At 47.5% G+C, this 20,968-nt stretch carries 24 protein-coding genes; 10 read left to right on the forward strand and 14 right to left on the reverse strand.

Translation table 11 applies throughout. From position 1 onward, the window contains the following. The first annotated feature begins 250 nt into the window (after positions 1–250). From KNO69_RS12580 to KNO69_RS12600, 5 genes are all read left to right on the forward strand, one after another. Positions 251–403 (forward strand): hypothetical protein, encoded by a 153-nt coding sequence (locus KNO69_RS12580; protein WP_015880844.1) that lies wholly within the window; start codon positions 251–253, stop codon positions 401–403. Between the two features lie 127 nt (positions 404–530). Next, entirely contained in the window at positions 531–773 is a 243-nt protein-coding gene (locus tag KNO69_RS12585; protein ID WP_074037731.1) for a hypothetical protein, read from the forward strand. Positions 774–860: 87 nt separating this feature from the next. Beyond that, a complete protein-coding gene (locus KNO69_RS12590) occupies positions 861–1,121 on the forward strand; it encodes a hypothetical protein (RefSeq protein WP_015880843.1) in 261 nt (86 codons plus the stop codon). Positions 1,122–1,199: 78 nt separating this feature from the next. Then, positions 1,200–1,901 carry a lysophospholipid acyltransferase family protein gene (locus tag KNO69_RS12595; RefSeq protein ID WP_078146354.1) on the forward strand — a complete coding sequence of 234 codons (702 nt, stop codon included), beginning with the start codon at positions 1,200–1,202 and terminating at the stop codon, positions 1,899–1,901. Then, complete coding sequence (locus KNO69_RS12600; RefSeq protein ID WP_214818433.1) at positions 1,898–3,796, forward strand: ABC-F family ATP-binding cassette domain-containing protein; 1,899 nt, start codon at positions 1,898–1,900, stop codon at positions 3,794–3,796. The genes KNO69_RS12595 and KNO69_RS12600 overlap by 4 nt, the downstream gene beginning before the upstream one ends. 81 nt (positions 3,797–3,877) lie before the next feature. Here the strand turns inward: KNO69_RS12600 and KNO69_RS12605 are convergent, their stop codons facing one another. From KNO69_RS12605 to KNO69_RS12635, 7 genes are all read right to left on the reverse strand, one after another. Further along, a complete protein-coding gene (locus KNO69_RS12605; RefSeq protein ID WP_214818435.1) occupies positions 3,878–4,807 on the reverse strand; it encodes an NADP-dependent oxidoreductase in 930 nt (309 codons plus the stop codon). A gap of 93 nt (positions 4,808–4,900) precedes the next feature. Further along, positions 4,901–5,425: a GNAT family N-acetyltransferase gene (locus KNO69_RS12610; protein WP_353047492.1), complete on the reverse strand. Its 525-nt coding sequence runs from the start codon at positions 5,423–5,425 to the stop codon at positions 4,901–4,903. An 11-nt stretch (positions 5,426–5,436) separates the two neighbouring features. Next, positions 5,437–6,072, reverse strand: coding sequence for a response regulator (locus tag KNO69_RS12615; RefSeq protein WP_015880838.1), 636 nt, complete (start codon positions 6,070–6,072; stop codon positions 5,437–5,439). A gap of 2 nt (positions 6,073–6,074) precedes the next feature. Further along, complete coding sequence (locus tag KNO69_RS12620) at positions 6,075–7,097, reverse strand: sensor histidine kinase (protein WP_015880837.1); 1,023 nt, start codon at positions 7,095–7,097, stop codon at positions 6,075–6,077. Next, positions 7,094–7,783 carry a cell wall-active antibiotics response protein LiaF gene (gene liaF, locus KNO69_RS12625; RefSeq protein ID WP_015880836.1) on the reverse strand — a complete coding sequence of 230 codons (690 nt, stop codon included), beginning with the start codon at positions 7,781–7,783 and terminating at the stop codon, positions 7,094–7,096. The genes KNO69_RS12620 and liaF overlap by 4 nt, the downstream gene beginning before the upstream one ends. 78 nt (positions 7,784–7,861) lie before the next feature. Further along, on the reverse strand, positions 7,862–8,506 hold the full coding sequence (locus KNO69_RS12630; RefSeq protein WP_214731561.1) for a PspA/IM30 family protein: 645 nt from the start codon (positions 8,504–8,506) through the stop codon (positions 7,862–7,864). A 22-nt stretch (positions 8,507–8,528) separates the two neighbouring features. Beyond that, positions 8,529–8,918, reverse strand: coding sequence for a lmo0954 family membrane protein (locus KNO69_RS12635; protein WP_047795880.1), 390 nt, complete (start codon positions 8,916–8,918; stop codon positions 8,529–8,531). Between the two features lie 244 nt (positions 8,919–9,162). Here KNO69_RS12635 and rsgA point away from each other — a divergent pair, with 244 nt between their 5' ends. Further along, positions 9,163–10,128 (forward strand): ribosome small subunit-dependent GTPase A, encoded by a 966-nt coding sequence (rsgA, locus tag KNO69_RS12640; RefSeq protein ID WP_078146348.1) that lies wholly within the window; start codon positions 9,163–9,165, stop codon positions 10,126–10,128. 145 nt (positions 10,129–10,273) lie between these two features. After that, entirely contained in the window at positions 10,274–11,527 is a 1,254-nt protein-coding gene (locus tag KNO69_RS12645; RefSeq protein WP_078146347.1) for an Nramp family divalent metal transporter, read from the forward strand. A gap of 43 nt (positions 11,528–11,570) precedes the next feature. Here KNO69_RS12645 and pflA read toward each other — a convergent pair whose 3' ends face one another. Then, the gene (pflA, locus tag KNO69_RS12650) at positions 11,571–12,287 is read right to left on the reverse strand and encodes a pyruvate formate-lyase-activating protein (RefSeq protein WP_078146346.1); all 717 of its coding nucleotides are present in this window, start codon (positions 12,285–12,287) and stop codon (positions 11,571–11,573) included. A 56-nt stretch (positions 12,288–12,343) separates the two neighbouring features. Then, entirely contained in the window at positions 12,344–14,590 is a 2,247-nt protein-coding gene (gene pflB / locus KNO69_RS12655) for a formate C-acetyltransferase (RefSeq protein WP_078146345.1), read from the reverse strand. Between the two features lie 361 nt (positions 14,591–14,951). Between pflB and KNO69_RS12660 the strand changes: the two genes are divergently transcribed. From KNO69_RS12660 to KNO69_RS12670, 3 genes are read left to right on the forward strand one after another with little or no spacing between them, the layout of a single operon-like run. Further along, positions 14,952–15,374: a hypothetical protein gene (locus tag KNO69_RS12660; RefSeq protein ID WP_015880830.1), complete on the forward strand. Its 423-nt coding sequence runs from the start codon at positions 14,952–14,954 to the stop codon at positions 15,372–15,374. Between the two features lie 53 nt (positions 15,375–15,427). Continuing rightward, positions 15,428–16,594, forward strand: a complete 1,167-nt coding sequence (locus KNO69_RS12665; protein ID WP_078146344.1) for a DEAD/DEAH box helicase — start codon at positions 15,428–15,430, stop codon at positions 16,592–16,594. Then, positions 16,591–17,235 (forward strand): hypothetical protein, encoded by a 645-nt coding sequence (locus tag KNO69_RS12670; RefSeq protein WP_214818441.1) that lies wholly within the window; start codon positions 16,591–16,593, stop codon positions 17,233–17,235. The genes KNO69_RS12665 and KNO69_RS12670 overlap by 4 nt, the downstream gene beginning before the upstream one ends. A gap of 22 nt (positions 17,236–17,257) precedes the next feature. On the opposite strand, the gene KNO69_RS12675 is transcribed toward KNO69_RS12670, so the two are convergent. From KNO69_RS12675 to KNO69_RS12695, 5 genes are all read right to left on the reverse strand, one after another. Then, positions 17,258–18,364 (reverse strand): hypothetical protein, encoded by a 1,107-nt coding sequence (locus KNO69_RS12675; protein ID WP_214818443.1) that lies wholly within the window; start codon positions 18,362–18,364, stop codon positions 17,258–17,260. Between the two features lie 9 nt (positions 18,365–18,373). Then, the gene (locus tag KNO69_RS12680) at positions 18,374–19,180 is read right to left on the reverse strand and encodes a hypothetical protein (protein ID WP_214818445.1); all 807 of its coding nucleotides are present in this window, start codon (positions 19,178–19,180) and stop codon (positions 18,374–18,376) included. Next, entirely contained in the window at positions 19,177–19,857 is a 681-nt protein-coding gene (locus KNO69_RS12685) for an ATP-binding cassette domain-containing protein (protein WP_214818454.1), read from the reverse strand. The genes KNO69_RS12680 and KNO69_RS12685 overlap by 4 nt, the downstream gene beginning before the upstream one ends. Continuing rightward, on the reverse strand, positions 19,835–20,227 hold the full coding sequence (locus KNO69_RS12690; RefSeq protein WP_074037745.1) for a GntR family transcriptional regulator: 393 nt from the start codon (positions 20,225–20,227) through the stop codon (positions 19,835–19,837). Before KNO69_RS12690 ends, KNO69_RS12685 begins: the two co-directional genes overlap by 23 nt. 139 nt (positions 20,228–20,366) lie before the next feature. Next, entirely contained in the window at positions 20,367–20,957 is a 591-nt protein-coding gene (locus tag KNO69_RS12695; protein ID WP_214818456.1) for a kinase, read from the reverse strand. Between the last annotated feature and the right edge of the window lie 11 nt (positions 20,958–20,968).

The following is a 20,968-nucleotide window of genomic DNA, read 5'->3' on the forward strand; positions in this document are numbered from 1 at the left end:
CCTATCTACACACGTTCCTAATCATACCATGTTCTCTTTCAACATTTTGAATAAATGTGTCGAAAATGTGAATGTGTTTTGAGACTGTTGAAATCATGATTGTTTACAGAACTTGCATGATTTATTAAAATTTTGTGACAATTTTGTGAACGTGTTTTTTTCTGCTAGTATCCTTTTTTTGAAAACGTTATTATATAGGAAGTGTCCAGTATTGATAAGGTTTCATTTAGGATTGATTGGGGGATAATAAATGTTTGATATACAGTCTCGTTCTTTTGCAAAGCGTTTTACAAAAGGATTGCTTGTCGCCTTTTTCGCATTACTCGCATCTCTCAGTTTTATTTTCTCAAACGGTGTCGACACGAATGTATCGTCATCCTCGACTTACATGACTCAAGAGTAAACGCCATTCAGCCCACTGAAGGCGTTTTTTCTTTGCAATACATAACAGGATTTACCTTCAAAAAGTCGAATACGATTAAAAGACTATGCCTTTTTCTTTCATACCTTTAAGAAAAGGAGACTCCGCTATGATTTTTTATTTTCTCACGTCCATTTTATCAATCGTAGGACTTGCTTTTTTGTTCCAGACCGAATTGTACAAAGATCCAATCGGAACATTTTTATTTGCCGTCCTAATTGCCATGGGACTCTCTTCCTTCAAACAACTCTTCATGCAGGCAAACGAGTATTTTGTAGAAAGACGGAACCAGAAACGAATCAAACGCGTCGTGGACAGAATGCACTCTACGACTCGAAAACGCTCTACATAACGCTCGTCTTCCCTCGCCACATTTGGTATCCTATGTAGGAACAGACATCGTACAATGGATTTATAATCGCAGGAGGCACACAACCGTATGAATGAAATCCCGTTATCGAATGAATGGCTACTTCGTTATTCACCTGTCATGGAGCTCTGGTTAAAAGAGGACGGCATTTTGCTCGTCGATGATGACAATCGAATCCGTCTCACTCTCGAAATCGGAAGTGACCAGGCCATGCAAATCAAAAGTATCGAGCAAGACGGCGCCTATTTCGTCGTCGATCCTGTGAATAAACGCATTACGTTCGAGCTCGAAGAAGAGGAAGAAGAGAGCGATTCTCGCTTTTGGGAATAAGGATTCATGCCGAAGGGTCGGATTCTCGTCAAGAGAAGAAGACTCTTTCTTGTTGTCATCATGAGAGGAGAGAATAGAATGATTCGAACAGCTGTATGGTTTTTCTCATTTTTTGCCGTATTACCGATCACCGTCCCGTTTTTACAGAAGGCGAAAAAAATCGAAACGCCAAAGCGTTACCGTTACGTACAAGATATCGCTTATAAATGGGCACAGTTTCTACTAAAAATCGCAGGTGCAGACGTCCGTGTCCATGGCCAAGACCAGATTCCGGATGAACCCGTCGTCTACGTGTCGAACCACCAAGGAAACTTCGATGTCCCGATCATGTTGACCGCCACGAAACGACCGAAAGCGTTTATCTCAAAAATCGAGGTTCAAAAATTCCCGATTATCCCACGTTGGATGGAATTGATGGGATGTATCTTCATCGACCGGAGTGACCGTCGGCAATCGATTCAAGCCATTCGTTCCGGAGTCGAAACGATTCAATCCGGTCAATCGATGATTGTCTTCCCAGAAGGCACACGCTCAAAAGGTGGACCGATGAAGGAGTTTAAAGCTGGAAGTTTGACGCTTGCCACATCAAGTGGTGCGAAGATTGTTCCAGTTGCGATTCAAGGCAGTTATAAATTGTTAGAAGCCAAAAATCGAATCACCCCGGCAACGGTCGATGTCACGTTCTTACCTGCGATTGATCCGGCCGATTTGCCGAACAAGGAAATCGCAGCGACGGTCGAGGCGGCCATTCGTCAACAGCTTGAAGGAGAGAACGCATGAGTTTATTAATGATTGAAGGCATTCATAAAGAGTTTGCCGACAAAGTCTTATTTGATGATGTGACGATGACAATCCATCCCGGAGACCGTATCGGGATTATCGGCGTGAACGGTTCGGGGAAATCGACGTTCATGAAAATCATCGCCGGTACCGAGACAGCAGATCGAGGCACGATGCAGCATCCGAACGATTATCGGATTCGCTACTTGACTCAAACGGTTCAATTTAACGAAGGACAAACGATTCTAGACGCTTTGTTCACAAGTGACACTCCGTCCGTTCAAGCGTTGAAACAGTTCGAACGCGCCCGGCAAGCACTCGAAGCGGACCCGACAAGTGAGCAATTACTTGAACGCTTCATGAAAGCCCAACAGGCCGTCGATGCCGCAGACGCTTGGGAAACGGAAGCAAAACTGAAGTCGATTTTGAACCGGCTCGGTCTTCCTGACGTGTCAATCGATGTGAACGCCTTGTCTGGGGGTCAACAAAAGCGAGTCGCGCTCGCCGCAGCGTTACTCGATGAAGCGGACTTGCTCCTTTTAGATGAGCCGACGAACGAACTGGATGCCGATACAATCGCATGGCTCGAAACGATGCTTGCCGATTACCGAGGAGCCATCCTGCTCATCACCCACGACCGCTATTTCTTGAATCGTGTCACGAATCACATTTTGGAGATTGCGGATGGAACGAGTTACTTCTATAACGGGAACTATGAACTCTTTCTCGAGAAGCGTGCCGAGCGAAAAGCACGGGCACAATCGATGGAACAGAAACGACAGAATATATTACGTCGCGAACTCGCCTGGTTACGTCGAGGCGCGAAAGCCCGGACAACGAAACAAAAGGCACGCATTCAACGCGTCGAAGACTTGAAACATCAAGAGAGCTTAGCGGAAGACGAGACGCTCGACGTTTCGGTCGGATCACGACGTCTCGGCAAAAAGGTCATCGAAGTCGAAGATTTGTCTTTCGGATACGACGACTCCCTTCTCATTCGGCAGTTTAATTGGATTTTCGGTCGCCGTGAACGCTACGGAATCGTCGGACCGAACGGGAGTGGGAAATCAACACTCATGAACTTGCTCGCCAAGCGCCTAGAACCGACAAACGGTACGATCGTGCACGGAGAAACTGTTTATTTAGGCTATTACGGACAACAAGTCGAATTTGAAGACGAGTCACGACGGGTCATCGATGAGATCGAACGCATCGCCAAAGTCATTCATACGCCGGACGGCGAGGTCATCACGGCGGGGCAGATGCTCGAACGTTTCCTTTTCTCACCGGACGCGCAATACAAACCAATTGCGAAGCTATCTGGTGGCGAAAAACGACGCCTTGTCCTCCTGCGGATTCTCATGGATGAACCGAACGTCTTGTTCCTCGATGAACCGACGAACGATTTGGACACGGAGACGTTGTCTGTTTTAGAAGACTATTTAGAATCATTCCCAGGTACAGTCATCGCCGTCAGTCACGACCGCTATTTCTTAGACCGGATCGCCGGACAGTTGATTGCCTTCGAAGATGGGATCATCCAGGTGTATCACGCAGAATATAGTGACTACCTGGCCATGCGACAAGAAGAGGTTCGTCAAGTGAAGAAAGAGAAAGAACCTAAAGAGAAAAAGGAACGCGTGAAGTCGGAGGTCGTGAAATTCACCTTCAAAGAACAGAAGGAATGGGACACGATCGAAGAAGACATCGCCGCACTTGAAGAGCAGATTGAAGCGCAAGAAGTGACACTTGCATCAGCGGGTAGCGACCTTGGTAAAGTCAATGAGTTGTACGCAACAATCGCAGAACTGAAAGAAACACTCGATGCGAAGATGGAACGTTGGACCTACCTATCCGAAATCGATGAACAAATAAAAGCACAGAAAAAAGGCTGACCTCCAAATAAGGTAGCTTATCAAATTTAATAAAAAGAGGTGGATTTCCAGAGCGTGTTCCGGAAATCCACCTCTTTTTTATCATTTCACTCGAATGACGATTTTGCCTTTGGCATGCCCTTCTTCTCCATAGTCATGAGCAAGTTTCGTGTCTTCTAAATCAAAGACCCGGTCAATCACAGGTTTCAGTTCGCCTTTTTCAACAGCTTCCGCAATTTTTTTCAAACGCTCCCCTGTCGGTTGCATAAAGACGTACTCGGCACGGGCCTTCGCCTGTTTGGCTTCCTCTTCATTCGGGGGTGTGGAGATGGAGACGAGCATCCCATTCTCTTTAAGCATTCGATACAGTTTACCCTGCCCGTCGCCCCCCATCGTATCAAATACGAAATCAAGATCGCGGACAGTATCTGCCGGGTCTTGTTGTTTATAGTCGATGACCTCGTCCGCTCCCAGGTTTTTGACCCAGTCCACGTTCGGCGTACTCGTCGACGTGACGACATACAAACCGTGTGCTTTCGCGAGCTGGATGGCTACTGTCCCGACACCACCTGATCCAGCTCCGATGAAGATGCGATCACCCGGTTTGGCATCCATCACTTCGAACATGACTTGCCATGCCGTATGGGCGACGAGCGGAAGTGATGCGGCCTCCTCGAAATTCAGTGAAGTTGGTTTTTTGACGACGAGATGCGCATCGACCGCGACGTATTCGGCATATGTGCCTTGTCGTGCAATATCCGGACGACTGAATACTTCATCCCCCACCTCGAGCTCGGTCACATTCGCCCCAACTTCTTTGATGACACCCGATACATCCCACCCAATGACGAGTGGCATCTCGAAATGAAGCATTTCTTTCAAGTATCCTTCACGGAGCTTCCAATCCACCGGGTTGACACTTGCGGCATGAACCTCAATCAATACGTCATCTGCACCGATCGTCGGTTGTTCAAGTTCACCTACTTTGAATTCGTCTGATCCGCCATATTGTTCGATATATGCTGCTTTCATCTCATCATCCTCCTTTGATTGACTCACTTCTAGTTGGTTCCCATTTTATTTCTCTTACAAACGAAAAAAGCACACCGCTTGTGGTCGGTGTGCTCAGACTGGCTGATGGGTCATATAGCTATAGACATACACGTCATGAGATTGTCCCCGCTGACGCATATAGTTATGTAGTCTACCTTCTTGAACAAATCCATTCTTCTCTAACATGCGTTGCGATGCGAGATTCTCGACATAGACAATGGCACCAACCCGTTCAATTTCACACGTCACAGCAAACTGAAGTGCCGCGTGAAGTGCTTCTGTCGCATAGCCTGCACTCCAATATTCCGGTCTAAGTTCATAACCGATCTCGGCACGACGGTGCGAAGGAGCTCGATTGTGAAAACCGATTGTCCCGATTAACGCTTTTGATTCGCGATGCTCGATTGCAAAACGGATGATCGCACCTGTTTCGATTTGTGCGAGCATATGCGTCAGCATCTGTTCCGTTTCTTCTAACGTCCGATGTGGCTCCATTCCGTAGTGGCGTAGCACGTGTTCATCTGAAAAGATGGCGAATACGTGCGGACCATCCTCCATTTGGAGAGGTCGCAGTCGGAGGCGCTCCGTTTCAATCACAGGGAGACGGTTCATCCTTTACTGACCAAGTTATGTTGGAACGCATAGACGACTGCCTGGGTCCGGTCATAGACGTCAAGCTTCGTCAAGATGTTCGACACGTGTGTCTTCACTGTTTTGAGTGAGATGAACAATTCGTCCGCAATCACTTGATTCGACTTGCCTTCCGCCATCAGTTGCAAAATTTCTCGTTCCCGAGCAGTAAGACTCTCATGAAGGGTCATTTCCGGATGACGCAGGCGTTCGAGCATCTTTCCTGTTACCTGGGCGGCCATGACCGGATTGCCGGCAGCGGTTTGACGAATCGCATCTGCGATTTCATTTGCATTCGCTGTCTTGAGGACATAGCTCATCGCACCGGCTTCGATAACGGGATACACTTTCTCATCATCCAAGAAACTCGTCACGACCAAAATTTTCGCTTCTTTCCAACTTGCTTTAATTCGTTTCGTCGATTCGACTCCGTCAACGGGCTCCATCACCAAGTCCATGAGGACAACATCCGGCTTCTCCGCAATCGCAAGCTCCGCTCCTGTCGCTCCGTCCGATGCTTCGCCCACGACTTCGATGTCCGGTTGTGTCGATAAAAAGGCAGATACGCCCGCCCGAACCATTTCATGATCATCAATTAATACAACTCGAATCATCATTACCCCTCCACTTGTTGTTTCACACGTACTTCAATTTGTGTCCCGACATTCGGCACACTGACTAATCGCAACGTTCCACCGACTTCTGCCGTGCGCTCTCTTATCGATTGTAATCCATATGAAGCGACTTGTGTATCGTCCACATTAAATCCGATCCCATCATCGTTAATCTTTAAAATGACCGTCTGCTGCACGGTTCGCATCTCGATTTCTAAACGAGTCGCTTTGGCGTGTCGTAACGTGTTACTAATCGCTTCCTGAACAATCCGAAACAGTTCGTTTTCAGTGTGCCGGGAGAGCTTCACTTCCTCTAAACGCCAGACGAGCTCGGTCGATTGTTTACGAGACAGTTCTTCTAACAAGCGTTCGATTCCTGTCTTAAGTGTCATGCCTTCTAATTCGACCGGCCGAAGTTGTAACAGCAACGAACGCATCTCTGCCTGTGCGGTCTGCGCCATGAGCTCGACTTGTTCCATTTGTTTACTCGCGAGATCTGGTTTCGTCTGCATCGTCTGTTTGACCGCTGTCGTCATCATCGAGATGGCATAGAGCTGTTGACTCACCGAATCATGAAGTTCTCGTGCGACGCGACGTCTTTCTTCGACGACGGCCTCACTCCGCGCCTCTTCCACACTGACCGGACGCTCACCGACTCGCTTCGCCATCTCGACCATCTCTTGGCGCTGTTTCGATACGCGGACGATTCGTTCGAGTGTATCTCGGTATGGGGACATCGGGCGGAAAGTGATGTCTTTTTGATTCTCTAGTTTCCAAAGGGCATTGGCGACTTCCCGAAAGTCTCGGCGCAAATAAAAATACGAACCGACGCCAAAGATACTTCCGATCAAGACGGCAATCACTAGAATGGACACACCGAAAGGCAACCCTTCTTCACGCGAAAATAAATCGCTCAATGAAGTCGAGTCACCTATGAGAAACGCTACAGTAATCAAGAAAGCCGTCAACAAGCTACTAAACAGTTGATGCCAGACGACCGTTCGTGGATAAGAATCTTTTTTCATACCGTCATCACCTCGACACTTCCGCTCATGAGCACGATATGAATCCGGACTTTTCGCGTGGCCTGGACATAATCATCAGACGCTGTATAGAAGCGACGATTGAAAACCGGCGAATAGTTCGAGTCATCAACCTGCACTTTACCGAAGCCGATCGACGCGTCAATCGAATAGTCATACCCTGCAGGAATGAGGATTCGAATATCTCCTGCGAGTCCATTGAGGAGTAAGAACGTCTCTCCTTCCGGAATGATGGCTTGTGACAAATCCATCTCGACATCCCGTAGTAAAAAGAACTCATTCGTATCACGTAACACATAGTGCCCCGATTCCTTCATCCCAAATGAGAAGGCTTGTTCTTGACGAAGGGGTGTCCGGATTTTCGATTCGACCGGTCGATTCTTATAGAGTCGATAGCCGAATAACAGGAGAAGTCCGGAGAGCACGAATCCGAATGCCGCAGATGAGAAGATCAAGCCAATCAAGAGGATTCCCCCAATTGCGTAAAAAATATAGCTAGCAGACTGCTTGCCACGACGACTGAACCGTCGCCCGATATAGAGGAGAAGCAGCGGGAGGATCATGCTGAATAAGACGCTATTGCCACCCGTCACAATATCGATGAAGAGTCCGACTGAAAATAAGATAATCATAAATCCAATGATTTGACGTGTGTTCCAACGTTCCATGTCCATTCCCCCTTTCTGTTCATATGTATGAAGCAAAGAAAGCGATGACCTTGTTCAGGTCATCGCCGAACCGTCACCTCACTCTTGTTTAAAGCGACGCTCCAGTTCCTTCAATTTTGCTTCAAAATCATCTTCATCTTCCTGTGTGTCTTGCTTTTCTTCAACAGGTTGTTCTTTCTTGTCTTCCTCAGTGAACGGATGAGACTGAGACGTATTTTGACCAAAGATTTGGTCGAGTGCTCCTTTTAACAAGTCTAGGTTTTCGCGCATCGCAAACTCATAACGTTTATTTTGCATCTCATCGAGTTTGAGTTTCATCTCGAGCGCACGACGCTCTAATGTATCCAACTCGCGCTCACCCTCGTCAATCAATCCTTCAAAGTAACGGTACTGTTCCCCGTAGTGTTTGGATTCGAGTGCCGCACGTTCTGCCAACTTTTCTTCCCCGGCTTGTTTCGCCAGTTCTGTCTGCTCATACCGTTTATCTGCCATTTTCTTGGCATCATCACGCTTCTGAGCAAGTTCTGCAAGCAATGTACGTTGACGTTCCACGAGTCGTTCAACCGACAACGCTTCCTTCTCCGCTCCACGGATATGACGGTTCAATTCCGCTTCTCCACTTGAACGTGGTATCTCTTTATCCTGGTATTTCTTCACTTCTTTCGAAATTTCTTTCGTCAATTCATTCGCTAATTCACGAAACTGATCAAACGGTGTCTTCATGGTGAATCCTCCTTATGAAATCTCAACGACGATTAACAAATTTTTGCCACACTTGATCGAACTGTTGGAAGCTGCTACGGCTAGCACGCGTTCCGTCTGCATTTAAAATCTCGACATCCGGGTCGCGTTTTTCACCTGTATACATCATATACCCTTTAAACAACAACCACGCGACAATGATTCCGACGAGTGCCCAAATGTTTGAGAGCATCGTCCCAATCCCAATGACGGCAAGGATCCCGAAACCAACTTTAGCACCGATGTGTGTCACAGCCTGAAAACGGACTCCAGCCCAAAGCGTCAAGAGCGCTCCTAATCCGAATAAGATCATATTCGGTAAAGAACCGATCAACACGAGCACTAGAGCGATCGCGGCCACGATGAACAACACCTTTTTCACTTGGTGATTCATCTGTCATCCCTCCTTGTTAAGTACACTCTTATCATAATACGTTATTTGACATAGGTCGACGAGCGGAAGGCTTGTTTCACCTCAGTCTTTAGACTGAGATGGTACCGTTTCCAATAACTGTGGTACATTAATGCTATCGAACAACGAAAGGATGATGTTTTATGAGCAACATGATGCATGCACGTAACCAAATGTCAGCAAATCGGAGGGCTGTCGTCCTCCATCACTAAAAGGAGGATTCTTTTTGAATCAACAAACTGAAACGGGACGTGTCACGGCACAGTTCCAACATCTTTATACGGTATCAATCGGAGAAAACGCCTATATGTGCGGGGTTTCCGGAAAATTTCGACATGCCGCGACAAGCGAACGGGATTACCCGGTCATCGGCGATTATGTCACGATTCAAGTTCGCGAGCATGGTCAAGGTACGATTCACCATCTCCTTGAGCGTCGGACCGTTCTTTCACGAGCGGCCGCCGGCAACGAGACACGTGAACAACTGATCTGCGCGAACGTCGACTACGTCTTGATTACGATGGCGTGTGGACACGACTTCAACATTCGTCGCCTAGAACGCTATACGCTAGCCGCTTGGGACACCGGGGCAATCCCAATCATCGTCTTGACAAAGACCGATCAAGTCGACTCCGTCGACACATTGCTCGAAGACATTCAAGTGAACGCACCCGGAATTCAAGTATTCCCCGTCAGTGTTGTGACGGGAGAAGGTGTGGCTGAACTTCGTCACGCATTGCCGAGTGAGAGCACGATCGCCTTCGTCGGTTCGTCCGGCGTCGGAAAATCTACGCTGACGAACGCCCTCGCCCACGAGACACTTGCCGTCACGCAAGCCGTCCGGGCGCAGGACGAGCGCGGAAAACATACGACGACACACCGCGAACTGTTCCGGATCGATGACTTATACGTCATCGACACACCAGGGATGCGAGAATTCGGACTATGGGAAGGAAGCGAGCATCTCGATGAGACGTTTCGTGATATCGAAGCACTTGCCGAGACATGCCGCTTCCGCGACTGCTCACATCAGAAAGAACCGGGCTGCGCTGTTCAAGAAGCGCTAACGAACGGTACGTTAGATGCGAAGCGCTATGCCAGTTATGTCAAGCTAGAACAGGAACTTCTTTATATGGAAAAGAAGCAGGCGGAACACGCTCGTGTATTAGAAAAGAAAAAACGTCGACCTTAGAACCGTTGCACTGTGAGTCAAACGACTCACAGTTTTTTATTTGAAATTTGACAGGTTCTCATCACAGGCGTAAAATTGCCGTATACTTAAAAAGTTTACCTAGGGAAAAAAATTAACCATTACGCAAAAGAAAGAAGGATTCGGCATGCTGAACGAAGTGGATTCGGCTCTCACTCACAAATCAATGTCTCAAAAAATAAAGACGCTCCTTCCTTTTTTAGGTCCAGCGTTCGTCGCTTCGGTCGCTTATATCGATCCCGGAAATTATGCAACGAACATTGCCGCTGGATCTCAATTCGGTTACTTGCTTTTATGGGTCATCTTAGTCGCTAACTTGATGGCCGGATTGATTCAAACATTGTCTGCTAAAATTGGAATCGCGACCGGAAAAAACTTGCCTGAGATTTGTCGTGACCGTTTTTCTAAGAAGACTGCTATCTTTTTATGGATTCAAGCCGAACTCATGATCATGGCGACAGATTTAGCAGAGTTTGTAGGGGCGGCACTCGGAATTTATCTCGTGTTTGATGTAACACTCATTCAAGCGGCACTTCTGGCCGCCGTCGGTTCTTTTGCTATTTTGGAAGTACAACGTCGGGGATATCGTCCACTTGAAACGATTGTGACGGGGATGCTACTCGTCGTCGCGCTCGCTTTTGCCATTCAAACGTTCAGTGCTCAACCAGAAGTAAAACCACTCTTATCCGGTCTTCTCATCCCTCGGTTCGATGGGACGGAGAGTATATTATTGGCTGCTGGAATATTAGGCGCTACCGTTATGCCTCATGCCATCTATTTACACTCTGCGTTGACACAACGACGCATCACGGGTAAAGATGCCGTCGCACGTAAACGTATCATGAAATTTGAACGAATCGATGTAACGATTGCCATGGTGCTCGCTGGTGCAATCAATGCGAGTATGCTAATAATCGCAGCCGCTGTCTTCTATAAGAATGGATTCGTCGTGAGCGACTTAGAGATTGCACACCAGCAATTTGACTCCTTTTTAGGTTCACCGATCGCCATGCTGTTTGGAATTGGACTAATGGTTGCCGGATTGTCGAGCGCATCCGTCGGGACTTTGGCTGGAGACGTCGTCATGCAAGGCTATATTCAAAAACATATCCCGATTTATGTACGTCGTGTGATTACGATGGCTCCGCCACTCTTACTCATCCTTTCCGGTGTGAACTTGACGAATGCTCTCGTGTGGAGCCAAGTCATCCTGTCATTCGGTATCGCATTCGCCCTCGTTCCTCTGCTTCTCTTCACGAGCAACAAATCCTTGATGGGCGAACTCGTGAATCATCGGATGACGACATGGATCGGTTGGGGAATTACGACAATCGTCATCGCATTAAATCTTTTCTTAATCATCCAAACCTTTATTTTCTGATTTATAAAACAAGCGCAGACCACATCGGCCTGCGCTTGCTTTTTTATATGGTTCCCTGCAAAATCCCTTCTGCCCATTCGACTTCCTCGGATGTCGGGGGCTTCGTGCCTTTAAGCGGATAATCGAGTCCGAGCGCCTCCCATTTGTAGACGCCCATCTCATGATAAGGCAAAATCTCGACTTTCTCGACATGGTCTAGCTTTTGAATGAACGCGGCGGTGCGACGAAGCGCACCTTCTTCGAGCGTCCATCCAGGTACAAGGACGTGGCGAATCCACATTTTCGTTCCGCGCTCGGAAAGGTGTTCGGCAAGCGCGAGCGTGTTGGCATTGCTACGTCCCGTCAACTTCTTACACATGTCGTCGTCGATATGCTTGATATCGAGCAAGACAAGGTCGGTGTGATCTAAAATCGCATCCAAATTAGGAGGTCGGAGCGCACCGGACGTATCAAGTGTCGTATGAAGCCCATGCTTTTTCGCTTCACGCAGCAGCGCCTCTAAAAATTCAGGTTGCGCGAGTGGGTCACCACCAGAAATGGTGATGCCGCCTTTCGATGCTTCCATGAACGGACGGTAACTGAGCGCCTCTTGAATGACGTCTTCAGCCGAGCGGTGGTTATTCTTTTTGAAATCCCACGTGTCCGCATTATGGCAGTATAAACAACGCAAGGCACAACCTTGTAAAAAGACGATGAAGCGAATCCCTGGGCCGTCAACTGTTCCGAATGATTCGACCGAATGTACATATCCCATTGTCATCGAAATGACCTCCTAACGAATGAGCGGCCCTCCGTGGAAGGCCGCTAAGCCTTTACTTACAACGAACCGTGGAACGTACGGTTGATGACGTCGATCTGTTGCTCACGTGTCAACTTGATGAAGTTGACCGCATATCCTGACACGCGGATTGTGAGTTGTGGATATTCTTCTGGATGTTCCATTGCGTCGAGAAGCGTCTCGCGGTTGAAGACGTTAACGTTCAAGTGATGTCCTTTGTGCTCTCCGCTCATGTACCCATCGAGAAGCGCCGCCAAGTTGAGTTCGCGCGCGATTTCTTCTTTTCCGAGTGCTTTCGGTACGATTGAGAACGTGTAAGAGATTCCGTCTTGTGCGTGTTCAAATGGAAGTTTCGCAACAGATGAGAGCGATGCAGCCGCACCTTTTGTATCCCGTCCATGCATTGGGTTGGCACCTGGAGCGAATGGTTCACCCGCACGACGACCGTCTGGCGTATTTCCTGTTTTCTTACCGTAGACGACGTTCGATGTGATCGTGAGGACCGATTGCGTATGAAGTGCGTCACGATATGTTTTATGTTTCCGTACTTTCTCCATGAATGATTCGACGAGTTCGACGGCGATTGCATCGACACGGTCATCATTGTTTCCGAATTTCGGGAAGTCCCCTTCTGTTTCGAAGTCGACGATGATTCCTTCTTCATTACGGATCGGTTTGACGTTTGCGTATTTGATTGCTGAAAGACTATCCGCCGTTACCGAGAGACCCGCGATCCCACAAGCCATCGTCCGTAAGATTTCAGGATCGTGAAGCGCCATTTCGATTCGTTCATACGCATATTTATCGTGCATGAAGTGAATGACGTTGAGCGTATTCACGTATAGCTCTGCCAACCAGTCGAGCGTCCGGTCAAAGTCGGCATATACTTTTTCGTACGTAAGCACGTCTTCTGTGTTCATTTCCCAAACTGGAGCGATTTGAGCACCGCTCTTCTCGTCACGACCGCCGTTCATGCTATAAAGGAGAGCCTTCGCCATGTTGGCACGCGCACCGAAGAACTGCATTTGTTTCCCGATCTTCATCGGTGACACACAACATGCGATGCCGTAGTCATCACCGAATTGTGGCATCATCAAGTCATCGTTCTCATATTGAATAGCCGAAGTTTCAATCGACATTTTCGCACAGTATTGTTTGAATCCTTCTGGAAGTTTCGTCGACCAAAGGACCGTCAAGTTTGGTTCTGGAGCTGGTCCGAGGTTCGTGAGTGAATGCAAGAACCGGAATGAACTCTTCGTGACGTTCGAGCGACCGTCTTGACTCATCCCACCGATTGATTCTGTCACCCAAGTCGGGTCACCTGAGAATAATTCATTGTAGTCCGGTGTCCGTAAGAATTTGACGATTCGAAGTTTCATGATGAAGTGGTCAACGATTTCTTGGACGTCTGATTCTGTTAAGCGACCCATTTCAAGGTCACGTTCAGCGTACACGTCAAGGAAGGTCGAGACGCGACCGAGTGACATCGCGGCACCGTTTTGTTCTTTGATGGCAGCAAGATACGCCAAGTATACCCATTGATATGCTTCTTGCGTATTTTCCGCAGGACGACCGAGGTCAAATCCATAAGCGGCCCCGAGTTGTTTAAGTTCTTGGAGGGCACGAAGTTGTTCCGATAGTTCTTCGCGGTCACGGATGTCCGATTCAGATAAGAAACCGCCACGTTTTGCCAAGTCTTTTTTGCGTTCTGCCATCAAGAAGTCGATTCCATAAAGGGCGACACGACGGTAGTCACCGATGATGCGTCCGCGTCCGTATGCATCGGGAAGCCCTGTGATGATTCCTGATTTACGAGCGGCCCGCATTTCTGGTGTATAGGCATCGAAGACACCTTGGTTATGTGTTTTACGAATCTCTGAGTAAATTTTTGTGATTTCTTCGTCTGGCTCGAAACCATATGATTCGAGTGCCGCATCGACCATACGGATGCCGCCATTCGGGTGAATCGAACGTTTGAACGGCTCATCCGTCTGAACGCCAACGACTTTCTCTAACTCTTTGTTTAAGTAACCTGGTCCATGCGACACAATTGTCGATGGTGTGTGTTGATCGACGTCCCAGACTCCTCCACGTTCACGCTCTTCTTTTGTTAGTTCCATCACACGATTCCAAAGAACGTTTGTCGCTTCAGTCGGACCTGCTAAAAACGTATCGTCTCCTGTGTACTCATGACGGTTCAAACGGATAAATTCACTGACATTCACTTCATTCGTCCACTGACCAGGGATAAAACCTGACCATGCGGATTTGATTTCGGTTGCCATGTTGATTCACTCCTCATTCTCGAAAGTAACTGCGTGTTATCTATACTGTGAGTGTACGTGAAAACGTGAACAATATGTTTTACATTATTGTGAAACTTGTAACAATCTTATGAACGTGATGAAACAGCCGTTTTTGAAAGCGTTTTACAAACTGTTATATCCGCTAGTTTATATAGTTTGAAACAGATGATTCCCAATTAGATAACGTTTACCTATCATCTGTACTAATTTGATTGTTCTGTGACGAACTATACAGTTTTTAAGGTGATTAATCTCACATCACTCGGTTAGAACTTGAATTTTTGTGTCGTATCAGACACAATGAAGGCAGAACATTGTATAAGAGGAAGGGGTTCTACTCATGACGTATGAACCATTAACAGCAAATCATGCCTTTCAGGTTGGCGATCGCATCTCATTAAAGGTCGATGAGGCTGGCGAAAAGCGTGACGGATTTATCACAGAATTTGAAGACGGAGGGTTTTGGATCCGCTTCGATGATGACATCGAGAACGAAGATTTTATCGATTATCGCGATCAGCTACTCGCCGCACTTTTGTCGCGTCCAATCCATGTCATTACGACACATCCGGAACTGAAACCGTTCGAGAACATGACGGCCGAGTTACAGTATCGCGTTTATCAAGGATTCACGATTGAGAAAGTTGAATTGACAGCAGAAGGTGCAGACGCCCACATCCAACTCATCGAAGACGGTCAGACGTATACACAGACGTTACGTTCTTCCATGGAAGATGGTCAGGAGCATGTTCGCTATATTTGACGAGGGAGCGCTGTCGCTTCCTTTGTTTTTGCCTAAAGATAAGGAGACCGAATATGAATTTTACAAAACCTTTTATTAACGAAACGTGGGATCGGATGGGCTTCAGTGAGCCGATGCCGGTCCAAAAAGAAGCGTTTCCCCTACTATTAGATGGAAAAGACGTGACAATCGAGGCACCAACCGGAACGGGTAAGACACTCGCCTACCTCCTTCCAGCCATTGAAAAGATCGACCCATCGAATGACCGCATCCAAGTCGTTGTCGTCGCCCCGACCCGTGAACTTGTCATGCAGATTCAACAAGTCGCACAACGTTTCACCGAAAAAGGCGACGTCCGCATCGGTTCGTTCATCGGTGGTGTCGAATTGAAACGTCAAATCGACCGAATCAAGAAGAAGCCACATTTGATCGTTGGGACACCAGGTCGTCTCGTCGAGTTGATCGACAAGAAAAAACTGAAGCTCCACGAGACACATACCGTCATTTTAGATGAGGCCGACCAAATCATCGACAGCGGTTTGACAGAGGCGGCAGAGCGCATCATCAAGCATACTGCGCATGAGCGTCAACTTGCACTCGTCTCGGCAACACTCACCGATTCACTCCAAGAGTGGGCGTCACCATTCATGAACGAGCCGGCACATATCAAAATCGAACGTGCTGTCAGTGATCAAGTGACGTACGGCTATCTGTTGACGACACGCCGGTATAAACCGGAACTTCTTCGTCGTCTTTCACACGTCGACGGTGTGAAGGCACTCGCCTTCATCAACAACCGCTCGTTCTTGCCACCGCTTCGCGGAGAACTTGAAAAGTTGAAAGTGAACTACCGGATGCTCGACAGCTTAAAAGGGAAGCGCGAACGCGTCGAGACGCTCCGCGAATTCCGTAAAGGCGAATACCCGCTCCTTATCACGACTGGTCTTGCTGCACGCGGTCTCGATATTGAAGATGTGACACACGTCGTCCATTTCGACTTACCGGAGTCAATTGATGACTTCATCCACCGTTCTGGCCGTACCGCTCGTGGTAACGCGGGAGGGACTGTCCTTTCACTCGTGACGACGGATGACCTGCCGCACTTGAAATCGTTCGCGCGTCAACTCGGTGTCGAGTTGAAAGAGCTCGAAATCTATCGCGGTGACGTGATTGAGAAACGGATTGAGGAGAAGCCTCCTGTCGTCAAACGTCCTGCGAACAAGCGAGGACCGCGCCGATGAAAAAAGACCGGAAAGTAATTCCCTTCCCTTTGCTCGTCGAAGAGTCCGAATTGCTTGCCGAACTGAAAAAGTTGTATGAGCAAGCGGCTCTCGCGCGAAGCACACAATGGACGAACTATATTCAAGAGATCGCATCGGAAGGGACATGGCACTTAAAAGATGCCGAACTCTTCCGTGACCTCTTCATCGATTGGGCCGTCTTCTTTGAGACGGATGAGGACGGGATGACACCCCATGGTCGCTACTTGGCAGACCATAAGAGCGACATGTCCCCTGCCCTCTATCACGCACTCCGTGGATTAGCCGTTCCGCGTTGTAGCATCTTTGAAGTGACGGAGGGCGGTCAGTTGAAAGACTGGGAGTCCAAAGAGACATACGCTGTTCAGTTACCAGAAGAACGTGAGACCGGCGACCTCGTCCTCGGGAAGTTACTCGATATCCGAGGTAGTTGGCGTTTCGGTTCTGCGTTTCTCGCCTTACCTGCGAAGATGTCTGGGAATGTCGCCGATCTGTATATCGACTTTACAGATGAAGTCGGTCCCGGTGCCTTTTTGGAGCAGTTCCCGGAGTTCTGCGCGGAACTGATTGACTTGTTGCTGGATTTAGAAGAAGGCGTCATCATACCGAAACCATCAAAATAAGCAAAGGGCCGCGGCCCTTTGCTTATTTTTGTCTGACATCTACGTCAATCTGTTTGAGCATGTCACGCGCTTCTTCGTTTTCAGGCGTGATCGCCGCACTCGAGATTTGTTTCCCATCCTCGTATACATCGATGACGACACCGTCTTTCGCTTGGCGCGTTTGGTACAGGCGACCATTTTCATAGAAGGCGTGATCCACTGAATCGAGAACTTTACGAGTCATCTGCTTCCCGGTGTTCAAGTCGATGACGACTTCCTCGCCATCCTCATTTAAGGCGAACAGGTGGTGACCCGACACTGTATGATCCCAAAAGTCCTGACCTTCAGCCAATTGAACAACTTTACCCGTTTTTGTATCGTAAGCGAAGAGTCCTGGGTTCGGATCCTCAACATTGATTTCCTCTTCTCCTTCTCGGATCACTTCGTACGAGCTGACACCGACAGAGATGTAACGAGTTTCTGTCACTTGAGAGGATACATCGGTAGCGTAAAAACGATTCGTATTGATGACATGGGTGATAAATCCTTTGTCCATATTCACTTCTTTGACCGACACCTCATTCATCGCTTGATCAAACGTGGCGAGCATCGTTTTTTCTTCACCGTCGTATCCATCTCGATAGATTAAGTTTAACTGACTATCATTCAGAAATACGCCTGACCATACCCCGTTCACGATGTCGTATATTTTTGAATCACTGGCATCGAACGAAAACGTCGATAACTTTTCTCCATCTTCTTGTGTAAATACGATGAGCTCTTTCATCCCATTCTGACCGACCCCGATGTATCCATCCTCTGTTCGAATCGATTCCGCATACGTCATTCCGTTCATTTGTCGATGAATCGAACGTTCTCCCTCATTCAAACGTTCACGATATCGCAGTCCCTCAGCAATATAATTCAAGTTTGACGTGATACGACTCTCATCCGTCGTCACTTCAAACCACTGTGCAACATCGTCCTCTGTGCCATACGTGACCTCTACCACCGCGTCTTCCCACACAGATGGATTCGAACTGATGTCTAACGCCCATTCTGCTTTCGGTTCTGTCGCATCAACGGCAAACGTCCCAAGCCCAATCACGATGACCGCACCGAGCGCGGCCATATTCCACATTCGTTTCATCTTCTCACCTCACACATTCAATTTCGTCTGTAAAAATCTTCGACTTAGCCAAATCGTCACACTCGTCCATACCATCAATACCACACCGACATACACAATCGTCTCATCGTAAATTAGTCGATTCGACAAGAACGCGTAACCTAAAACTGGAATAGTAAAGATGACAACTAGAATTGACAAGCTAAGTACCGGTGACCAGATCGTCCACTGCCAGAAACTCCGTTCAATCAACACAAATGTGAAAACAAATAGGACAACGATGACAATAAATACTTGATGAATGATAAAGTTGATGAGCGAAGAAGGATACATCAGAGACAATATTCCCTGATACGACAGTGTTTGTTCAAATGATCCTTGAGTCGGAATCATCTTGTCATCGAACCAACTCGTGAACGCTATGTACTGCAATTTAAGGGCAATCCACTCAATGGCAAATAGTCCTAACGTCATCATTAAAATAGTGCAAAGTTTAGCGAAAATGATGACCATCCGTTTTTGTGGCATCGTGAGTAGTCGCAACATAAACGTCCCACGTCCTTGAAAATCGCGATACCAAATCCATGCACTGTATAATAACACCACTGCGACCGCAATGCCGAGCGACAGGAGATAAGGTGTATCTCCAAGGTAGTCTGAAAATGACAATTGATAGTCCGCATTTCCTTCACGTCGCAACTGTTCATAAAAGTTTGTTTCGTCCCATAAAAAGTAACCGAGATATCCAAACTGTATAACGATAAGACCTGCGACTAATGTCAAGAACGGTTTCGTGACACGTTCAACTTCCCAACTCAATAGTTTCAATAGATTCATGCCCCGTACTCCTCTCTCATCACATCGACGATCGACTTCCCGTGAATGAAACGGACATCCTCGACGTCAAACTCACGAACGATGCGTCCGTTATTCAACATGACTACCTTGTCGATCAAGTACTCGATATCCTCTATTTCATGTGTCGTAATGAGGACGCCCCGGCTCTCCATGATTTCACTTGAGAACAGTTCAACAATCTGTTCTTTCGAAAAGACATCGATTCCTGAGAACGGCTCATCGAGCAATAGATAATCTGGGTCTTGGGCAATGCCGAGCGCAAGATTCGCTTTGGCGAGCGTCCCTTTCGATAACTCGCTCAACTTATCTTCCGGGAATAATTTAAAATCTTCGACGAGACGAGCAAATAATGTCGAATCAAATGTTGGATAAAAATCTTTCATAAACGCTTCACATTGCTCAATCGTGAAATGAATTGGGAACATCGCATGGTCGGCGACAAAGGCGACACGATTCAAATCAATTGGTTTTCCATCAATCAATACCGAACCTTTATCAAAAGGTGTCAATCCCATGATGCCCTTCAATAACGTTGATTTCCCCGTCCCGTTCAGCCCGATCAGGCATGTGATTTCCCCTTTTTTCGCTGTAAACGAAACGTCTTCAATGACTTGTTTCCTGCGATAGCGCTTTTTAACTCCCAACACTTCGATCATCGTACGTCCCCTCCTTGTACTGACGTTTAATCTTATCGACCAGCTCGTCTACCGAGACGTCGAGTTCTTGAATCGCTTCCACAAATACCGCGACCGCGTCATCTACAATCTCAGAGCGGATTTGTGCCAATACCGTACCATCTGTCGTTACACGACTCGGTCGATTTCGTTCGGTCGTAATCAATTGTTGGTCCTCCATTTCTTTGAACGCTTTTTGAACGGTGTTCGGATTAATTTTTAAATCGTTCGCTAGTTCTCGCCGGGATGGCATTTCATCCCCGGCTTTCAGTTTACCGAGTGCCATCTTCTTTTTGAAGTAGTCGACGACTTGTAGGTAAACTGGTGTCCTCGTATTGAATTGCATGTTCATCACCTTTCTAAGTGTATGACATGGTTAATACACTTTCTAACTGTATTATTAGTGTAATACACTAAGACGTCAATCACTTTTTCAAATTTTCTCCAAACAAAAAACATCTGACACGTGCGTCAGATGTTAAAACGTTCAGTCAGAGCACGCTATCTGCCCCTCTTTTCGGGTCGACGTCCCGAAGATACAAATCTTCCCCTGGCCAGTACCGGCGCTTGTATTTCTCAAGCCGTGCTGTCGGATCACCGAGGTATGTATCCCGGTTCAATACTCGCTCGTACCGAACTTTTCGGGGACAGTCGAGATAAATCACATAGTCGAAATAAGAACGCCATTCAGGACGTTGTAGAAAAATCCCTTCTAAGACAACCGTATGCGCAAATGATACGTCCACGATCTCTTCTGCGATGATATCTCGCTCATACACGTAACGAGGTAACGTCAATTCCGTCATCCCATTCCTCAATGGACGAAACAGTTCACGTTCTAAGCGCGAGACATCCCATTGAAGTGCGTAATACTCCACCGGTTCAGGCTTTCCGGTCTGATAGCGTCTGTCACGCTCGACGATATAGTCATCGATGTGAAGAACGTAAACGCTCGGCTCATTACTCAAATGTGAGACAAGCGTCGTCTTGCCCGCTCCGCTCAGTCCATCAATCGCCACGACAAACGGGCGATTGGCCGAGTGCATCGAACGCGCTGCATGGATGACGTCTACTATGTTCATATCGTTCCTCC

This window comes from Exiguobacterium sp. s131 (assembly GCF_018617345.1).
Taxonomy (GTDB): Bacteria; Bacillota; Bacilli; order Exiguobacteriales; family Exiguobacteriaceae; genus Exiguobacterium; species Exiguobacterium profundum.